Origin of the sequence: Neochlamydia sp. EPS4 (assembly GCF_000813665.1) — a bacterium.
Classification (GTDB): domain Bacteria; phylum Chlamydiota; class Chlamydiia; order Chlamydiales; family Parachlamydiaceae; genus Neochlamydia.
This window is the reverse complement of record NZ_JSDQ01000006.1, coordinates 25277-40620: the sequence shown is the minus strand read 5'-3', so window position 1 is coordinate 40620 and position 15344 is coordinate 25277. Positions and strand designations below refer to the sequence as shown.

The 15344-nt window shown below is 38.6% G+C and carries 13 protein-coding genes; 5 read left to right on the top strand and 8 right to left on the bottom strand.

The features are described 5' to 3' along the window. The first annotated feature begins 92 nt into the window (after positions 1–92). The 3 genes from DB42_RS00490 (at position 93) to gcvH (ending at position 3748) form a co-directional block, all read left to right on the top strand. Positions 93–2486 (top strand): hypothetical protein, encoded by a 2394-nt coding sequence (locus DB42_RS00490; RefSeq protein ID WP_044881252.1) that lies wholly within the window; start codon positions 93–95, stop codon positions 2484–2486. 117 nt (positions 2487–2603) lie between these two features. Next, on the top strand, positions 2604–3233 hold the full coding sequence (locus DB42_RS00485) for a hypothetical protein (RefSeq protein WP_044881251.1): 630 nt from the start codon (positions 2604–2606) through the stop codon (positions 3231–3233). A gap of 155 nt (positions 3234–3388) precedes the next feature. Continuing rightward, the gene (gene gcvH / locus DB42_RS00480; protein WP_044881319.1) at positions 3389–3748 is read left to right on the top strand and encodes a glycine cleavage system protein GcvH; all 360 of its coding nucleotides are present in this window, start codon (positions 3389–3391) and stop codon (positions 3746–3748) included. A 114-nt stretch (positions 3749–3862) separates the two neighbouring features. Here the strand turns inward: gcvH and DB42_RS00475 are convergent, their stop codons facing one another. From DB42_RS00475 to DB42_RS00450, 6 genes are all read right to left on the bottom strand, one after another. Beyond that, positions 3863–4186 (bottom strand): hypothetical protein, encoded by a 324-nt coding sequence (locus DB42_RS00475; protein ID WP_044881250.1) that lies wholly within the window; start codon positions 4184–4186, stop codon positions 3863–3865. 68 nt (positions 4187–4254) lie between these two features. Further along, complete coding sequence (locus tag DB42_RS00470; protein ID WP_044881249.1) at positions 4255–5877, bottom strand: hypothetical protein; 1623 nt, start codon at positions 5875–5877, stop codon at positions 4255–4257. Between the two features lie 933 nt (positions 5878–6810). Next, the gene (gene nqrE, locus DB42_RS00465; protein WP_044881248.1) at positions 6811–7548 is read right to left on the bottom strand and encodes an NADH:ubiquinone reductase (Na(+)-transporting) subunit E; all 738 of its coding nucleotides are present in this window, start codon (positions 7546–7548) and stop codon (positions 6811–6813) included. Between the two features lie 6 nt (positions 7549–7554). Continuing rightward, positions 7555–8193 (bottom strand): NADH:ubiquinone reductase (Na(+)-transporting) subunit D, encoded by a 639-nt coding sequence (gene nqrD / locus DB42_RS00460; protein WP_042240070.1) that lies wholly within the window; start codon positions 8191–8193, stop codon positions 7555–7557. Between the two features lie 137 nt (positions 8194–8330). Further along, positions 8331–9263 carry an NADH:ubiquinone reductase (Na(+)-transporting) subunit C gene (gene nqrC / locus DB42_RS00455; protein ID WP_044881247.1) on the bottom strand — a complete coding sequence of 311 codons (933 nt, stop codon included), beginning with the start codon at positions 9261–9263 and terminating at the stop codon, positions 8331–8333. After that, positions 9244–10779, bottom strand: a complete 1536-nt coding sequence (locus DB42_RS00450) for a Na(+)-transporting NADH-quinone reductase subunit B (protein WP_044881246.1) — start codon at positions 10777–10779, stop codon at positions 9244–9246. Before DB42_RS00450 ends, nqrC begins: the two co-directional genes overlap by 20 nt. Before the next feature lie 746 nt (positions 10780–11525). Between DB42_RS00450 and DB42_RS00445 the strand changes: the two genes are divergently transcribed. Beyond that, positions 11526–12476 carry a hypothetical protein gene (locus DB42_RS00445; RefSeq protein WP_044881245.1) on the top strand — a complete coding sequence of 317 codons (951 nt, stop codon included), beginning with the start codon at positions 11526–11528 and terminating at the stop codon, positions 12474–12476. Further along, the gene (locus DB42_RS00440) at positions 12476–13195 is read left to right on the top strand and encodes a ComF family protein (protein WP_044881244.1); all 720 of its coding nucleotides are present in this window, start codon (positions 12476–12478) and stop codon (positions 13193–13195) included. Before DB42_RS00445 ends, DB42_RS00440 begins: the two co-directional genes overlap by 1 nt. Before the next feature lie 633 nt (positions 13196–13828). Here the strand turns inward: DB42_RS00440 and DB42_RS11060 are convergent. Together DB42_RS11060 and DB42_RS00435 are read right to left on the bottom strand one after the other, a co-directional pair. After that, positions 13829–13999, bottom strand: coding sequence for a hypothetical protein (locus DB42_RS11060; RefSeq protein WP_155117346.1), 171 nt, complete (start codon positions 13997–13999; stop codon positions 13829–13831). 88 nt (positions 14000–14087) lie between these two features. After that, positions 14088–15326: a leucine-rich repeat domain-containing protein gene (locus DB42_RS00435; RefSeq protein ID WP_052435844.1), complete on the bottom strand. Its 1239-nt coding sequence runs from the start codon at positions 15324–15326 to the stop codon at positions 14088–14090. Between the last annotated feature and the right edge of the window lie 18 nt (positions 15327–15344).

Genomic DNA, 15344 nt, shown 5'->3' with positions numbered 1-15344 from the left:
TATTAAAAAGAAGAAAAGAGATATCCTTTGAGAGAAAGCAGCTTTTTTGTTAGGATCTTCTCTTTCTGATTTTTAAGGAGATAGCCATAATCATGTTAGAATTTTTACGAAAGCATCAACGTTATTTCTTCATTGTCATTACGGTGATGATTGTCATTTCATTTTCTTTCTTCGGCACTTTTAACACGCTTAACACCGAATATCCTCATGAACAAACGGTTTTTACAGCCGTAGACGGTACTGCAGTAAAGCGTTTAGAGCTTGATGAGCTATCTAATTTTATTAGCACGGATAGGCAAGATAAACTTCTTTTAGGAGGAGTTTGGGGACCTAATTTCTTAAATGATGGGGTTATATATAAGGATTTTTTAGAAAGTGGAATGGGATTGGTGTTGGCATCACACTATTCTGCTGAGCTGGCAAAAGATTTAAGGGCACGTTCTGAGAAAGAAAAACGTTCTTCTCTTTACAGTCATCCGCAAGCCGGATTTATCAATGTCGAGTCCGCCTGGTCTTATTTTGCTCCTCAGATGAAGGCTAATTATAATCTTTTGCAAGCAACTACTAATCCCGTGGAGATGGAGGCGTTGCAAGCGCGTATAAGTTTGTTCCTACAAGAGAAGCAATTTCCGGCCCCCTTGTTAAGACAAGTTTTACGCTATCAAGAAAGACAATATTCTTGGCTGCCTTCTGATGATAATCTTGACTATCAAGACCTTTCTCTTTTTGGATACCATACGGCAGAGGATTGGTTTGGCCCTCGTTTTGTGCGTCTTATTGCTCAATTCATTATCAACAGTGCTAAAATAGCTGAACAAAAAGGCTATAGAGTTTCAAAAGAAGAAGCTTTAGCGGAGTTGATGCAACATGCTGCCAAAAGTTATCAGGAAAATATAAACAATCCTAATTTAGGAGTAGCTAACCTACAGCAATATTTCGATGAGCAGTTACGCCGTATGGGGATGGACCAAAATAAAGCAATAAAAGTTTGGCGAGATGTTTTGTTATTTCGCCGGCTTTTCCATGATATTGGTAATGCGCTAGTCGTGGATCCATTTAGCATCACAAAACTTCAAGGATATACAAAGGAAGGAGTTGTAGGGCAAATTTTTCAACTACCAGAAAGCTTGCGAATGGATAGCTATCGCAAAATGCAAAAGCTAGAAATTTATCTTAACGCCGTCAGCCAACGTCCAGAAGATACCAAACACCTTTTAGTGTTACCGACTAAATTTTTAACCCGGGAAGCAATAGCCAAAAAGTTTCCCGAATTACTGCATAAGCGTTATATTCTGGAAGTAGCACAGGTAAATAAAAGAGATCTTCAAGCTAAGGTCAGCATTAAAGACACCTGGAATTGGGAAGTTGAAGAGCACAATTGGGAGATATTAAAAAAGAAATTTCCAGAATTAGGGATTAGAAAAGGGAGCACGCGCGAGGAACGTTTCTTAGCTTTAGATGATTTAGACGATAAAACCAGAGGGCTGGTGGATGCTTTTGCCCGCGCTGCGATCGTTGATCTCCATCCTGAATGGATAAAGCAAGCATTAGAGAAGGCTGCTGCTAAGAAAAGCGAGGTGTCAATTGGCACTAAGGGTGGCAAAGTAGCCTTTGCTGTGGGAGAAAAACGGCCAGAACTTATACAGCTATTAGAGCAAGCTTCTTTACAAGGAGAAGCTATCAATTCAGCAGCAGAAAAGCTTACGCAGTATTCTCCTGATAATCTCACCTATTATCGTATAAGGGTTATTGATCGGGCTTCTGAGCATGAAATTATGACTTTCGCTGAAGCAGAGGAGCAAGATGTATTAGAGCCCTTACTACAGAAAGAGTTAGAAGCTTATTACGTAAAAATTCGTGAGAAAGAGCCTTCACAATATAAAAAAACTGATGGCTCGTGGAAACCTTTAGCAGATGTACAGGATCTGGTAGCGGATCAATATTTTGCAAAAATACGTAAAGCTATTGAAGCAGATTATAGGGAAGCCACGGCTCCTCAACCGGCACCTCCTATTTTCTTAGGGGATTACTTGGCCTCATTGCGTTTATATGCTTACATGCGTGAGGTTCGCCGTAGCTTGGAAAAAGATCCTTCTAATGCGCAAAATTGGATTGATACCGCTCAGGAAGGATCTGAGGAGAAGCTAGCGAAACGCCAGCCTTTAGAGAACCAATGGAAGTTAATTCAAACAGCTTACCGCGGCTTACGTAGCGACTTAAACAGTGATTTGAATGCTCATGAAATTTTTGCTATGCAAGTGGGGGCATGGAGCCAAGTCAATACTCCAGGAAATGGAGATATTAATTTTTTCCACTTAGAAAAAAGAGAAGCTTCGACTAGCGCAGTGGCCGGACCCAAAGTGCATCAATTGTATAATGTCCTCTCTGCTGAGGGACAGCGTATCTATATGCAAAAATTGCTGCAGATGCTTAAAGAAAAGAAAGCTTTGTCACTTGATTACATGAATAAAGCTAAAGAAGAATAAAAAATAAATGCTTTAAAGAAAATTCATTAGGACTCCTAAAAGCCAAATAGGTAAGCTGAAGAAATAGCTAAAACATCCCTAAAGGTTTTCTTTAAAGCGGTTTAAATATAAAGATATATGTTTGAAGAAGAATCATTCTCATTATCACCGGTTAATTTTTTTCAATTGAAAGGTGATTGTCATTATGCGCCTAAGGGTATTAGCGGCCAAAAGTATTTGCTAGCAGATACTAGCTACCTTTGTGGAGAAGAGCATTTTTCTAAAGTTTCTTTAGGATGGAATGAACAAGGTCTAGAGTGCTTAGTAGCAGTCTCACAGCCGTTTAAACAAGCTTATCATCCTGATATAAGCCGAGGCGATAGTGTGGAATTAATGATTGATACCCGGGATGTGAAAACCTCCGGATTTAACACACGCTTTTGCCATCATTTTTTCTTCCTACCAGAAGCTGTTGATGGCATTCAAGCAGGTGAAATGACACGCTTTAGAACAGAAGATAAGCATGAACTTTGCGATGCTAACGAGTTGAAAGTCAAGAGCCAGCTTTCTTCTCAAAGTTATACACTGAAAATTTTTATTCCTAGTCATTGCTTGGTCGGCTATGATCCCGAGCAATTCGATCGCTTAGGGTTTACTTATAAAGTTAACCGCAAAAATGAGTCTTCCCAACATTTTTCAGTGGTCACCCGTGACTTTCAAATCGAGCAACAACCTTCCTTATGGAGCAGTTTAAGCTTGGTCAAGTAGAGGCAAAACCATTTTCTTCAAACTATCCATTGAGACGATTCAAAGGATCGTTTAAGCTACAAAGATTTAAAGTTGGGAATGGATGTAAGGATGTAGCCTCCTTAAATTTGATGCAAATTAAAACTATAAAAATTGCTTTTTTCCTAGGAGAGAAAATGAAATTTGCCGATACGCATGAATGGATTGAAGTTGCAGATCGCATAGGAATTGTAGGTGTTTCTAAGCATGCACAGAAAGAATTGGGCGAAATTGTCTATGTAGAATTGCCGAAAATAGGCAAAAAAGTAAGGGCTGGCGAAGAAGCTGCTGTTCTTGAATCTACTAAAGCCGCTACAGATATCTATTCTCCTGTTTCAGGCACCATTATAGAGGCTAACGCTGCCCTGTCTTCGGCAGCAGATCTAGTAAATATCTCTCCTGAAAAGGAAGGGTGGCTTTTTAAGATAGAAATGGATAGCTTAGATGAGCTTAATAAGCTCATAGAGGCCCAAGAATACTATGCCAAATTTTCTTGAGAAATGGATGGTAGCTCTCATGAAACAAATTCTTCAACCTCTTATAGGATAAAATTTGCTAGAGAAAACACTCTATTATTTGTCTAAAGGCTACCACTTTTTAGCAAAGTCTACCTAACTTAACATGATAATCTTCGCTAACTTTTCTTCCAAGGAAAGCTGATCATCTTCGTCTTTTTCTCTCCAGTAATAACCCTGTTGCTGTAACCCATGCACAAAGTAAAACTGCTCGAAAACTTTAGCAAAAATAGCTTTATTTTCAGTGGGATAAATATACCATCCGGTGTGGTATTGCTCTTTAAACTCCTTGGAAACAGTAATTCCTGAAGCCGTAATAGCATCAAGCATCCATTTCTCATGAATTTTTATTTCTACCCCAGGAATTAATTCCGCAGCAATGCCCTGATTACGAGGGTTGATTAAAAGCTTTATTTGCATGTTTTTTCTCTCAATTACTTTATTTAAAGTTAGCATTTATTATTTTTTTATAAAAGGTGAGAGTTGGCTCAATAATGATCAAACCCTTCATCCTGCCTCTCAAGCTTCTGATTCCACTTCTCCATAAGTTGCTTGATGATCCCTAAAGAGTTTTTATTTTCTTTAATAGCTTTTTCTAAAATTTGGCAAGCTTCGTTCATCCATTCAAGCGCTTCTTCTGGCATTTCGCGGCTTTGCATATATTTTGCATAGCCTTCTCTTGCTGTCTTATCCACTAATCTTATCAAGTTTTGGTCGAATGGGGCTTTAAATGCAGGGTGAGACAAATACTCCATTTTCAATGGTTCCCCTATACCTTTAAAGCAGCGATCGTGGTCAATTCCATAAGCTTTATATTGGGTGGGGGAGGAATTTTCTATGGCTTTGTATAAGATATTACCCGAGTGCCTATCGCCATTACCAGAAATAAGGTCAAAGATAGCCAAAGCATGCATCTCCCTTGGGGAAACAGTTGCTTGCATTTGCTCTATTTCGGAAATGTTTCTAGCTTCTTGCAGAAAAAGTTGAGCTGAGCCTTGCCAGTTGTTGAAACTGATTTGCACCGTCTTTGGAATAGGAAACATCCCATTTAAATTAATGCCAGAAGCTGCTTGTTCTCTGCTACCCATCGTAGGATCTTGGCTAAAATTGTCTTGTATACAAGGCTTGAATATAAAAAGTTTCTCGCCCTTGGCTTGTAAAATGTATGTCTCGTTAACATTTGTGCTTCCGAGAGCATGAGTACTTAGAAGAGGAAATTGCTTTAGCCCCTCTTGATAATCAATGATTTCTTTTTGATACTTTTCATAAGCTTGCTCAAAGAGATTACCAATCTCTTCGTTCATTTGTTTTATTTTTTTAAGTTGTTCTGGTATTTCGCTTGGAGGACAGTCCCTTAAAAATCCTGGCAACCCTCGATGATAGCTGGCTGGTTCTGGTTTTTTGTCAAGATAGTCCCTTGCTGCCTGCGAAGCATCCTCACATGTCTTATAGGCAGAAAGAGCTTGGAAGCAGTCAGATAAGCTTTTCACAAGATAGGCTGCATGAGGTTTTTCTGGGATTTGTTTTAATGAAGAAAAATGCTCGCTAAATTCTTTTAAGGGTTCTTCAAACAAAGCGGCATGCATTTTTGTGATTTCTTCTCCCGTCACTGGCTTATTCAACGCAAATTTATTCGCAACCATATTAAAGATAACATTGGCAAGGTCTCTTTCTGTCTTCACCTTTTGTTGAGCAATTAATTGTTTAATCTTAGGGATGCTTTTATTAGCTGTTGCCTGGCCAAAACACTTTTTCATTGCCTCGTAGTAGGGTTCAGGGTTTAAGGATTTGCTTAAAATATCTTCTGTTTCAGCTAAAGCACTACTTTGAGTGGTATCTGCTTTGGTTTTTTTTGTTGGGCGCTCGCTACTAGTTTCATTTCTTGGTAAAGCTTGTTGGACTTCCAAATGCCGCTTTTTTGCTTCAAGCTCTAAAGTGTTTTTTTTATCTATCGTAAAAGGAGTTGTTTCTATTATTTTTTCTTCAACTTCTGAGGGAGTTTCCTGGTTTTGAATGCTTTTTTCTTTTTCACTTGATGAGGCCTGCTCGGTTGAATTAAGGAAATATTGATGATTGCCTTCCAAGCGCATGCCTAGTTTTTCTGGATTCATACATTTCCTCCAGTTTACCCGCCTTATTTTCTTAAAAACAATTACTTTTATTAACTTAATTATAATATTTTATTTTTTTATTATAAATAGTTTTATAAAAAGCTGATTTTAATTTTTTAATTATAATAGTTTATGAGGAAAAGAGGGCGATAAATGAAAAAAACCCATAAGGTAGCCAGTAGCCTCCTATCCTATTTTAATGAAAATTTAAGCAGCTTACAGAATGAGAAGATAGAAAAAGATAAAAATTGGCTTGTTTTTAGGTTTTTCTTGAGAACAAAAAAGCGAATAAGACTAACCACTAGATAGGAGGTTTAAAGCCCTCGGACTAATAGGCCTTGCCTCGCTTTATGGGGCTTGTTTCTTAAAGATTTAAGAGGCCCGGTAATTTTTTCTAGTACGCCCCTAGTTAACATACTAGGCTTTTGTAAGCTTATCGATTGAAGAATCAGTGACCACTATTCTTATCCCTTACGATTTTTAGAAGGAGAAAATCCTGAAGATCGCACTATTTTTAACACTAAAAAGGGAAGAAAAATGTTTTTTGAAAGTTTTATGCAAATAAACTAAAAATTTATTTATATAGAAATGTCCTGACAATGCTTACTTTAATGTAACGTATTTAAAAAACTTCATGCAACAGATAGGAACTTTAGAATATTTAAGTCAATTACTCAGAATATAAGCACGCTAACATCATCCAAGCTAGTAGGGTATCTATTGGCTTTTTAGGAGGAGAATAATGAGCGTCTATTCAATTTTTAAAGGTTCTTGAGGCCTTTAGAGAATAATTTTATACGCAAGCATTTATTCCTTTAACTTTATTTTCGAATAAGAAATTTAGAATGAAAAGGGACTCTCCTCCTATAAAATAGAGAAGGATGGTAAGTAGGCCTAAGAAGAAAGTTTTTTAATTGCTATAACCGTGATTAATTAGCTTTTTAAAGGCGTCTCACTATATATCTTTTCTACCTGGGAAAATGGCATCATCTGCGTGTCGGCATTTGATGGCTTGCCTGTAGGTATGGCTAGTTTAATCCCTGTAAATCCTTGAAAAGCCATGGCCATTAATCCACTCATCATGAAAGTAATGCCCATTCCTTTAAGAGCGGGGATTACTTTCGAGGTGGCTAGTTTTTCGCGGATAGCGGCAATAAGAGCTATGGCTAACCACCAACCGAGACCTGAGCCAAAAACATACACCAGATTGGGCCAAAAAGGATAATCGCGCGTAACAGCAAAAAGGCAGGCTCCTAAGATGGCACAATTAACGGCAATCAGGGGTAGATAAAGTCCTAAAGACATATATAAAGCGGGAGCAACCTTTTCTATGATGATTTCAAGGATTTGCACAAAGCCTGCAATAACGGAAATAAAAAGTAAAAATTCTAAAAAGTTTAGGTTGATTTGAGAAGCTTCAAGGCCAAAAACAGAAAGCCAGCTAAGAGCTCCTGCACCTGTAACAAAACGATGGACAAACCAATTGAGGATGCCGGAAACAGTGAGGACAAATACAACCGCTAAGCCTAGACCATTGGCTGTTTTTAATTTGGTCGAGCAGGCTAAATAGGTGCACATGCCTAAAAAGTTAGCTAAAAGGAAATTTTCAATAAATACAGCTTGTAAAAGAAGGCCTAATAAATTTAAAGGCTCGTAATTTCCCATCCACATAAACTTTTATCCTTCGTTCCTATTGAGTGTGTTAAATACCCAGATCATGCCGCCTATAATAAAAAAAGCAGCTGGGGGGCTAACCATCAGAGCAAAATTATCATACCCATTGGGGTGGGTAGCTGTCGCATACCAACTATAGGGAATAATTTGGTAGCCAAACAGCTGTCCAAAGCCGAACAATTCTCGAATACCACCTACTACCATTAGCACCCATGCATAGCCTAAGCCAGCGCCTAGCCCATCCATGAATGCACAGAGGGGTCCTACGTTTTTTGCCATACCCTCGGTACGTCCCATGACTATACAGTTAGTAATAATTAGTCCCACAAAAACGCTTAAAACTTTAGAGATGCTAAAAAAATAGGCTTGTAAGAATTGATCAATGATAATTACAAAAACAGAAATGATGGCTAGTTGGGTAATCATACGTACGCTATCGGGAGTAACTTTTCTAAGAAGTGAAACAAATAAGGAAGAAAAAGCGGTGACAAAGGCTACCGAAAGGCCCATGGTGAGTGAGACAGAGAGCCTGTTAGTTACCCCTAAAGCCGAACAAATGCCCAGTACCGCTACTAGGATTTGATTGCCTCCCCAAAGCTGAGAAGTCAAATATGAACGAGCAGATGCATTTGTCGATACCATTCGATCTTCCTCCTTAAGCAAAAGACAGCGTTATGTTTTTCATCTACAATTGAATTTTCTTATAATCTTTAATACTATTTGTTTCAAGGGTTGCTTTGCTTATCGTTTATTTTTAAGGCGGCAAGAGAGCCTCTTTATCAGTTATGCATTTTTTCTTGAGAAAGAGAGTAAGTCTGATGAAGCTTAGTAAGAAAGGGACGATAGGGTGCAAGGACATTGCGATAGGCATCGGTGACTCCATTACCTGTAAGAGTAGCACCTGCCATGCCATCAACGGCGCTTTTGGCTTTAGGGATAGTGCCTAAGCTTTCGGCAACTTTGCCTTTGACAACAGTAAGGCCGAGCGGCGCTGACTTAAAATCAGTTTTGCCATCAGCATTCTGTTGAAAAATTTGCTTATTAGGGAAAAGACTTTGCCAGTAGGCTTCAGAAATGTTGGCCCCCAAACCAGGCGTTTCTTTCTGATCATACCAAGAAATGCCTATCACCGTGTTGCCATCAGGTTTGATAGCTAAATAGCCATAAATGGCATCCCATAAGCCCAAGCCATTGATAGGTATAACATATCCTTCCGCTGCAGAGTTGATGTTGCTCTCTTTATCAGCCGGATTGGGAAGGATTTTGTAAACCAGCATAAGAGGTAGTTGATGGTAACCCGTTTTGCGGTAAGCCGCAAGATAATCATTATAGTTGATTTTCTCTTCCTCAAAAGTTTTGATATTACCCTCTTTGTCTACCAGCAAGGGGATTATACGTTTACTATAAATATCAAGCAGTTGGCTTTTGGTAGCCATCTGGGAAGAATTGCTAGGAACTAACCTTCCTTCTTCATAGGTGGCAGAGAGGTAATTCCCTTGAGGGTCTTGTACAAGGAAATAATCCTGGTGATCCAAAAGCTTAGCAGCAATCATCATTTGTTTGCTTTTATCTAGCTCTTTGGCCACTTCTTTAGGCTTTTCTAAGACACTTGCCAAAATCGATAAAATAAGGGCACAGGCAAAACTTAAAACAATCATAAAAAAGATAGTGTAAGTATTGCTCATGGCTTTTTTAGGAACGGATGCGGACACGGCTAATGCTCCTTTTTCTAAAGTGCTTGACGGCATAGTAGTCAAATAAAGGGGCAAAGACGTTGCCCATTAAAATAGCTAGCATTACCCCTTCAGGATAAGCCGGATTGATGACACGGATGACTAAAGTCACCATGCCACAGAAAATTCCGTATATCCATTTGGCAAGAGGAATGGAGGGAGAGGAAACGGGATCAGTCGCCATAAAAACCAATCCAAAAGCAAGCCCTCCCAATAGAAGATGTTTATAGGCGGGAAAACCAAACTGGGCGGCTGTCCATGCTCCCTGGTTAGGGAACAAATAGCTTGAACTTAGCTGAAATAAAAGAGCCGTCCCAAATGCGCCTAGCAGCATTCCTAACATGGTTCGCCATGAACCAATGCCAGTCCATATAAGAAATAGAGCGCCTAAAAGGCAAGCTAAAGTGGAGGTCTCACCTAGGCAACCTAGTTTATTGCCTAGAAAAAAGCTCCAGTCATGATTATTCCCCAGGCCGTAATTTAAGGAAGAGAAGCGATAAGCATCTTCATAATATCCACTGGAAAGACCCAACCCTCCTTCAGCAAGAGGGCTAGTCACAAAGCTTTTTATTTGATCCATCGTAAGCTGGCCTAGCGTGGCATTTTGATGAGTAAGGGAATTCCATTGATCAAATTGCGTACGAATGGTCTGGATTGTGCTTACATCTGTTCCTATAGTATGGGTAGCAATCGTATCGATATGAATACGTTTAATGTCCTGAGGGACATTAAAAATAGCTAATTTTGTCGCTTGGGAATATCCATCAAAGGCTGTAGTCTGCCCTTCTTGATTCATTTTAAGCAGGCTTTCGCGTATAATAGTAGGATTAGATCCTACCCATACGTCGCCACTCATTTTTCCTGGAAAAGTAAAAAAGAGAAACGCTCGGCATGCGAGTGCGGGATTAACAATATTCATGCCCGAGCCTCCAAAAATCTCTTTACCTAAGACTACACCGGCAGAGACACCCACCGCTGCCATCCAATAAGGGATAGTGGGAGGAAGGATAAGTACATATAAAATACCTGTAACGAGAAACCCTTCTGAAATTTCATGCTTTCTTACGCAGGCAAAGAAAGCCTCCCAAAAGCCTCCCACTGCATAGGAAAGAAGCGTTAGAGGAAGGAAGATTTTAAGCCCTTCCATAATAATAGGGATATAGCGGCTATCGTATGTAGCAAAAGCCCAATAAGCCTGGAAATTTTTACTTGCCTCTAGATATTCATTCATTAATTTATAGTCGCCGCTACTATAGACATATTTAAGTAAACCGGTGTTCCATATGGCCATTATAATACAGGGCAACAGAGCAATAACCACAAGGATCATCCAGCGCTTAACGTCAATAGCATCTCGGATATGGGGAGCTCGCCTTGTATTCACAGCCGCTTCGTAAAGGAAAGTATCATTCGCATTGATTAAAGGGTGAAGCTTATGAAGGGGCTTGCCTGGTTCAGCAAGCTTTTGGAGGGAACTGAGTAATCGTCTGAGCATATCTATTCCTTGTAAAAATTGGAGGGTACCAAAACTGCAAGAAAAAATTAAATGAAAAAATTTAAATTAACGAAAAGGTGAGAGGAGAATGGCCTCGTTAAATTTTTTTGTAGTATTTTTTTATGAGTTGTAGGTTAATTAATAGAAAGTTAATTGTCCTCAAAGCCTTTGCTGGCAGGCTAGGTTTTTAAAAAATTATAATTTTTTCATTCCATCTAAACCCTGTAAAAGTTTAATCGGCTAATAGATTTTTGATTGCTAAGTTTTTGATAAAATCGGTAGGCGGTTATGGATAATCCAGCTTTTCAGATGCGATTGTTTGGACGTCTGCAAAGTCAATAATACGCACTAATACCTGTATTTTATTTGCTGAGCTTTTTAATTTGCATTTTTTTACTCAGTATCAAAAGGTTGAATAACGCTGCTTCCTGTGACCGCTTACTAAAAGCCGAGTCATTCAGGAGTTGAAAGCAATTTATCTAATTAAAGCTTGGTGGATTAGTTTGATATAAAAAATGTTCGTATTCTTAAGGGGTTAGAGATCATAGGTATTCAGCCACTGGCTCTAAAAGCAGCTAAAACATTAAACCAAAAAAATTAAATGAGGTTTTGCTTTCTAGGGGTAAAGGGTGTGGTTTTAAGATGGATCGATTAACAGTGTGTCTAGGGACTTATGCTTTACACATACTTGCTGATAATTTATAATTTGACTTTTTTACTTTAATCCAGAGGCTAGGAAGAATAGCATGTGCAAAACGCTCTTTAAAAATACAAGAAATAAATTCCTCAATAAATGGGTAAGGGTGTTATTGATAAGTTTAGGGCTCTTTGGCTTAACACGCTTATATTTTAAAATGACCGATGATTTTCGATTATCTAATATTAGCTATAATATGCCTTATCGCCACGAATGGGAAGTTCCCTCTCTGCCTAAAGAAGAGCAACAGCAACTCGATAATATTTTGGATCAAAAATTTTACTATGTTGGAAAAGGGGCTCAGTCCTATGCTTTTAAGAGCGCAGACGATAAATATATTCTAAAATTTTTTAAATTTAAGCATCTTAAACCTTCTGTTTTTATTTCTCTTATTCCTCCCATAGGTCCGCTGAAAGTTTACAAAGACAAGCAAAGAGAGCGTAAGCATAGGTTATTAAATAGTGTTTTTGATGGTTATCGCTTAGCTTATAACATTCATGCTCATGAGGCCGGTTTAATTTATATACATTTAAATAAGAGTGTTAACTTGCATAAAATTGTGGCTGTTAAAGATAAAATAGGCATAGAGAGGCAGGTCGATTTAGATCAGGTACCTTTTATTCTTCAAGAGAAGGCTAATACTACTCGTGCAGAAATGATGACCCTCATGGGGGCACAAGATATGTCGGGGGTAAAAAAACGCATCCAACAGATCTTCGATCTTTATCTCTTAGAATATAACAAAGGCATTTACGATAGAGATCATGGCGTCATGCATAATACAGGCTTTGTACAAGATAGGGCTATACATTTAGATGTGGGTAAGCTTACAAAAGATGAGCGCATGAAAAATTCTGCTTATAGTAAGCCAGATTTTTTGCAAGTGGTCCATAAGTTAAACGCATGGTTTAAATTAAACTATCCTGAATACCATTCTACTATAAATGTTTATATGGAGCAGCAAATGCAAAAAATGTTTGAAGAGATTCCTGTAAGATAATGGCCAAGCTGGGCAATATTTTAGCTGCTTTTGTCGATTTTATTTATCCTTTAAGATGCATGCATTGTGCTACTCCTGTTTGCCATGGTAAAGGGGGCCTTTGCTTTAAGTGTGCTCTTCAACTGACTCTTATAAATATGGAAGAGCGCTGTCCCTGCTGCTTTAGTGCAGAGTATGAACCTGAACATCCTATTTGCTATCTTTGCTTTATGCAACCACCTGTTCTAAAAAAATATGCAGCAGCATTTGATGATCAGGATGTGGCAGCTTCTCTAATAAATAAGCTTAAGTATGCGAATCAACCCTATCTTGCTCAAGGGGCAGCAGCTTACATGGTTTTACAGCTCTTAAATCTAAAATGGCCGTTACCCGATTTAATTGTACCCGTACCCTTAACCTTTACGCAGCGTATCTCACAAGGGTATAATACAAGCCTTTTATTAGCAGAATCTTTAGGAGAGATAGTGAAGCGCCCGGTGCAATCCCTTTTGTATAAAAGTTTGTGGAATGAGGACTATGAAGGAAAAGCAAAACAGCGAGGGAATTATTTAAGTACCAATTCTTTTTTATTAAAAAAAGAAATTAATGTGCAAGATAAAGTGATTTTGTTAGTCAAAGATAAGGTGAGGACTGGTCATACTTTGAATTGTTGCGCAGAAGTTCTTTATGAAGGATTCCCTAAAGCTATTTATGGGCTTTCGTTCTGTAAATCCACTTAATATCCCATCAATACGCTTATCTCCTCATTAAAGCTCTTCTTTTATATTCCAAAAAAGCTAATCCCTCTTTAGCAGGTATCAAACATCCTATAGAGCTTTTTTTATTTGCTAAGCAGGGGAGAGTTTAATGGATGTCGTGGGAAAATACTTCAATTAAGGCCAAGTCTTCTAATTTACTGGCTCGCCAAGCTTTGCTAAAAAGTAATCATCCGAAAGGATCAATAAAAGCAAAAACTCTATTACTTAAGGAAAGAAGAAGCGACCTCATCTAGAAACGTAAGTTGTTGAGGATGAGAAAAGCCTGTTGTTGAATAGCCTCCTCCAAGGAGGCAATAGCACCCATCGAGCGATAAATAGGCTATAAATCAATTCCTTGAAAACCATGCTCTTCTTGGCGCTTATAGGTTCTTTGCTTACTGCTAGGTAAATCAAGTTTTTGCACCAGCATGAGCTTAATACTTTCCTCTAGGCTGAAATGATGTTTTCGCCCAGCTGAATGGATGACCTTATTAAAACCTGTTAGGTCCATCAGTCAATCGAGAACTAATCCAAAAGCATTATATATAGTTTTTTATGTTTTAATTCTTTAACTTCGAAGCTAGGGTCAATTTCAAGGCCTTCTTTTTCTAATCCCTAAATAAGCTTATCCGCTAGATTCTTAAGTCGCTGTAAATCTTGTTGGTTTTTGATCACTCCTAAATGAGCAATCGTGCGCTGCTTTACCTTTTTGCCTTCCCTTACACCCTCAACAACTTGCAAAGTGGGATATTTTGCTTTTTTAGATGTCTTCATTCTTATATACATGCGCTCCTTTATATCAGCTTTTAATGAGTAGATTAACAATATTTGCATGCACAATACTATAAATTAAAAGCTTTTGATCGTTAGCAACTTAAGTGTTTCGAATGTATGCAACTGTCAAAGTCGGGTGAGAAAGCCGCCATATCTCTGGAGTAAGGGAAGTAAGCTGGTTGCCTTCTAAGTAAAGCTCTTGCAACTGCGATAGCTGCCCTATTTCTGCAGGAAGAGAGGTCAGCTCGTTGCTAGATAAGCCAAGCCTTCGCAACTGCGATAGCTGCCCCATCTCTACTGGAAGAGCGGTAAGCTGATTGCTTTTTAAGTCAAGCTTTTGCAGGTGGGAAAGTTGTCCTATCTCAGGAGGAAGGGAGGTGAGCTGGTTGCTATTTAAGTAAAGTATTAGCAGCTGAGATAGCTGCCCCATAGCTGCGGGAAGGATGGTGAGCTGGTTGTTGCTTAAGTTAAGTATTCCCAGCTCAGATAGCTGCCCTATCTCTGGGGGAAGGTAGGTGAGCTGGTTGTTTTCTAAGTGAAGCTCTTCCAGCTGAGATAGCTGCCCTATCGCTGCAGGAAGGTATGTGAGCTGGTTGCTGTCTAAGGCAAGCACTTGCAGCTTAGCTAAGTGCCTTATCTCTGCCGAAAGAGTGGTAAGATGGTTTCTGCCTAAACCAAGCCTTCGCAGCTGAGAAAGCTGTCCTATCTCTGCAGGAAGAGTGGTAAGCTGGTTGTTTTGTAAGTAAAGGCGTTGTAGCTGAGATAACTGCACTATCTCTGGGGGTAAAAAGGTTAAGCCAATTTCTCTTAGATTTAAGCTCGTAATGTCTTTGCCATACCTTTTAATCCAATTACTAAAAAGCTTTCCTTTTTTTTCTAAAGGCAAATATTTGATTGCTTCCTGGTTTAAGTATTCCTCTCCACCAGGTAATTTTTTCCATATTAAGAGGCGATTAATATTTAAAAGATAAGAGGAGTAATTAGCCAGAGTAAAATATCTTTTTTTCTCAGTTATCCACTTAAATTCTAATTCTAAAGGCGAAAGAGAGCTAGCTAAAGCAAAGGTTTGTTTAAAGATTGCATCTACCTTAGCTGTTTCAGAAAGCTCTTCTTTTAGCTTATAAATCTTCTCTAAAATAAGAGACTGCTCTTTAATATTACCTTGAGGAACATGAACCTTACCTATTTGCTTATAAAACGAGGGCATGACTTCATTAGCTAGGAGATGGTGCCATCTTCCACATACACTAAATAAGGAAGGGCTTGCGCAAGCTTTTAAAATAGGGACTAGTATTTCATTAGGTAGATGTTCAATGGTAGTAGAAGAGCTAGAATTCAATGTAGAGCCTCTTTAAAA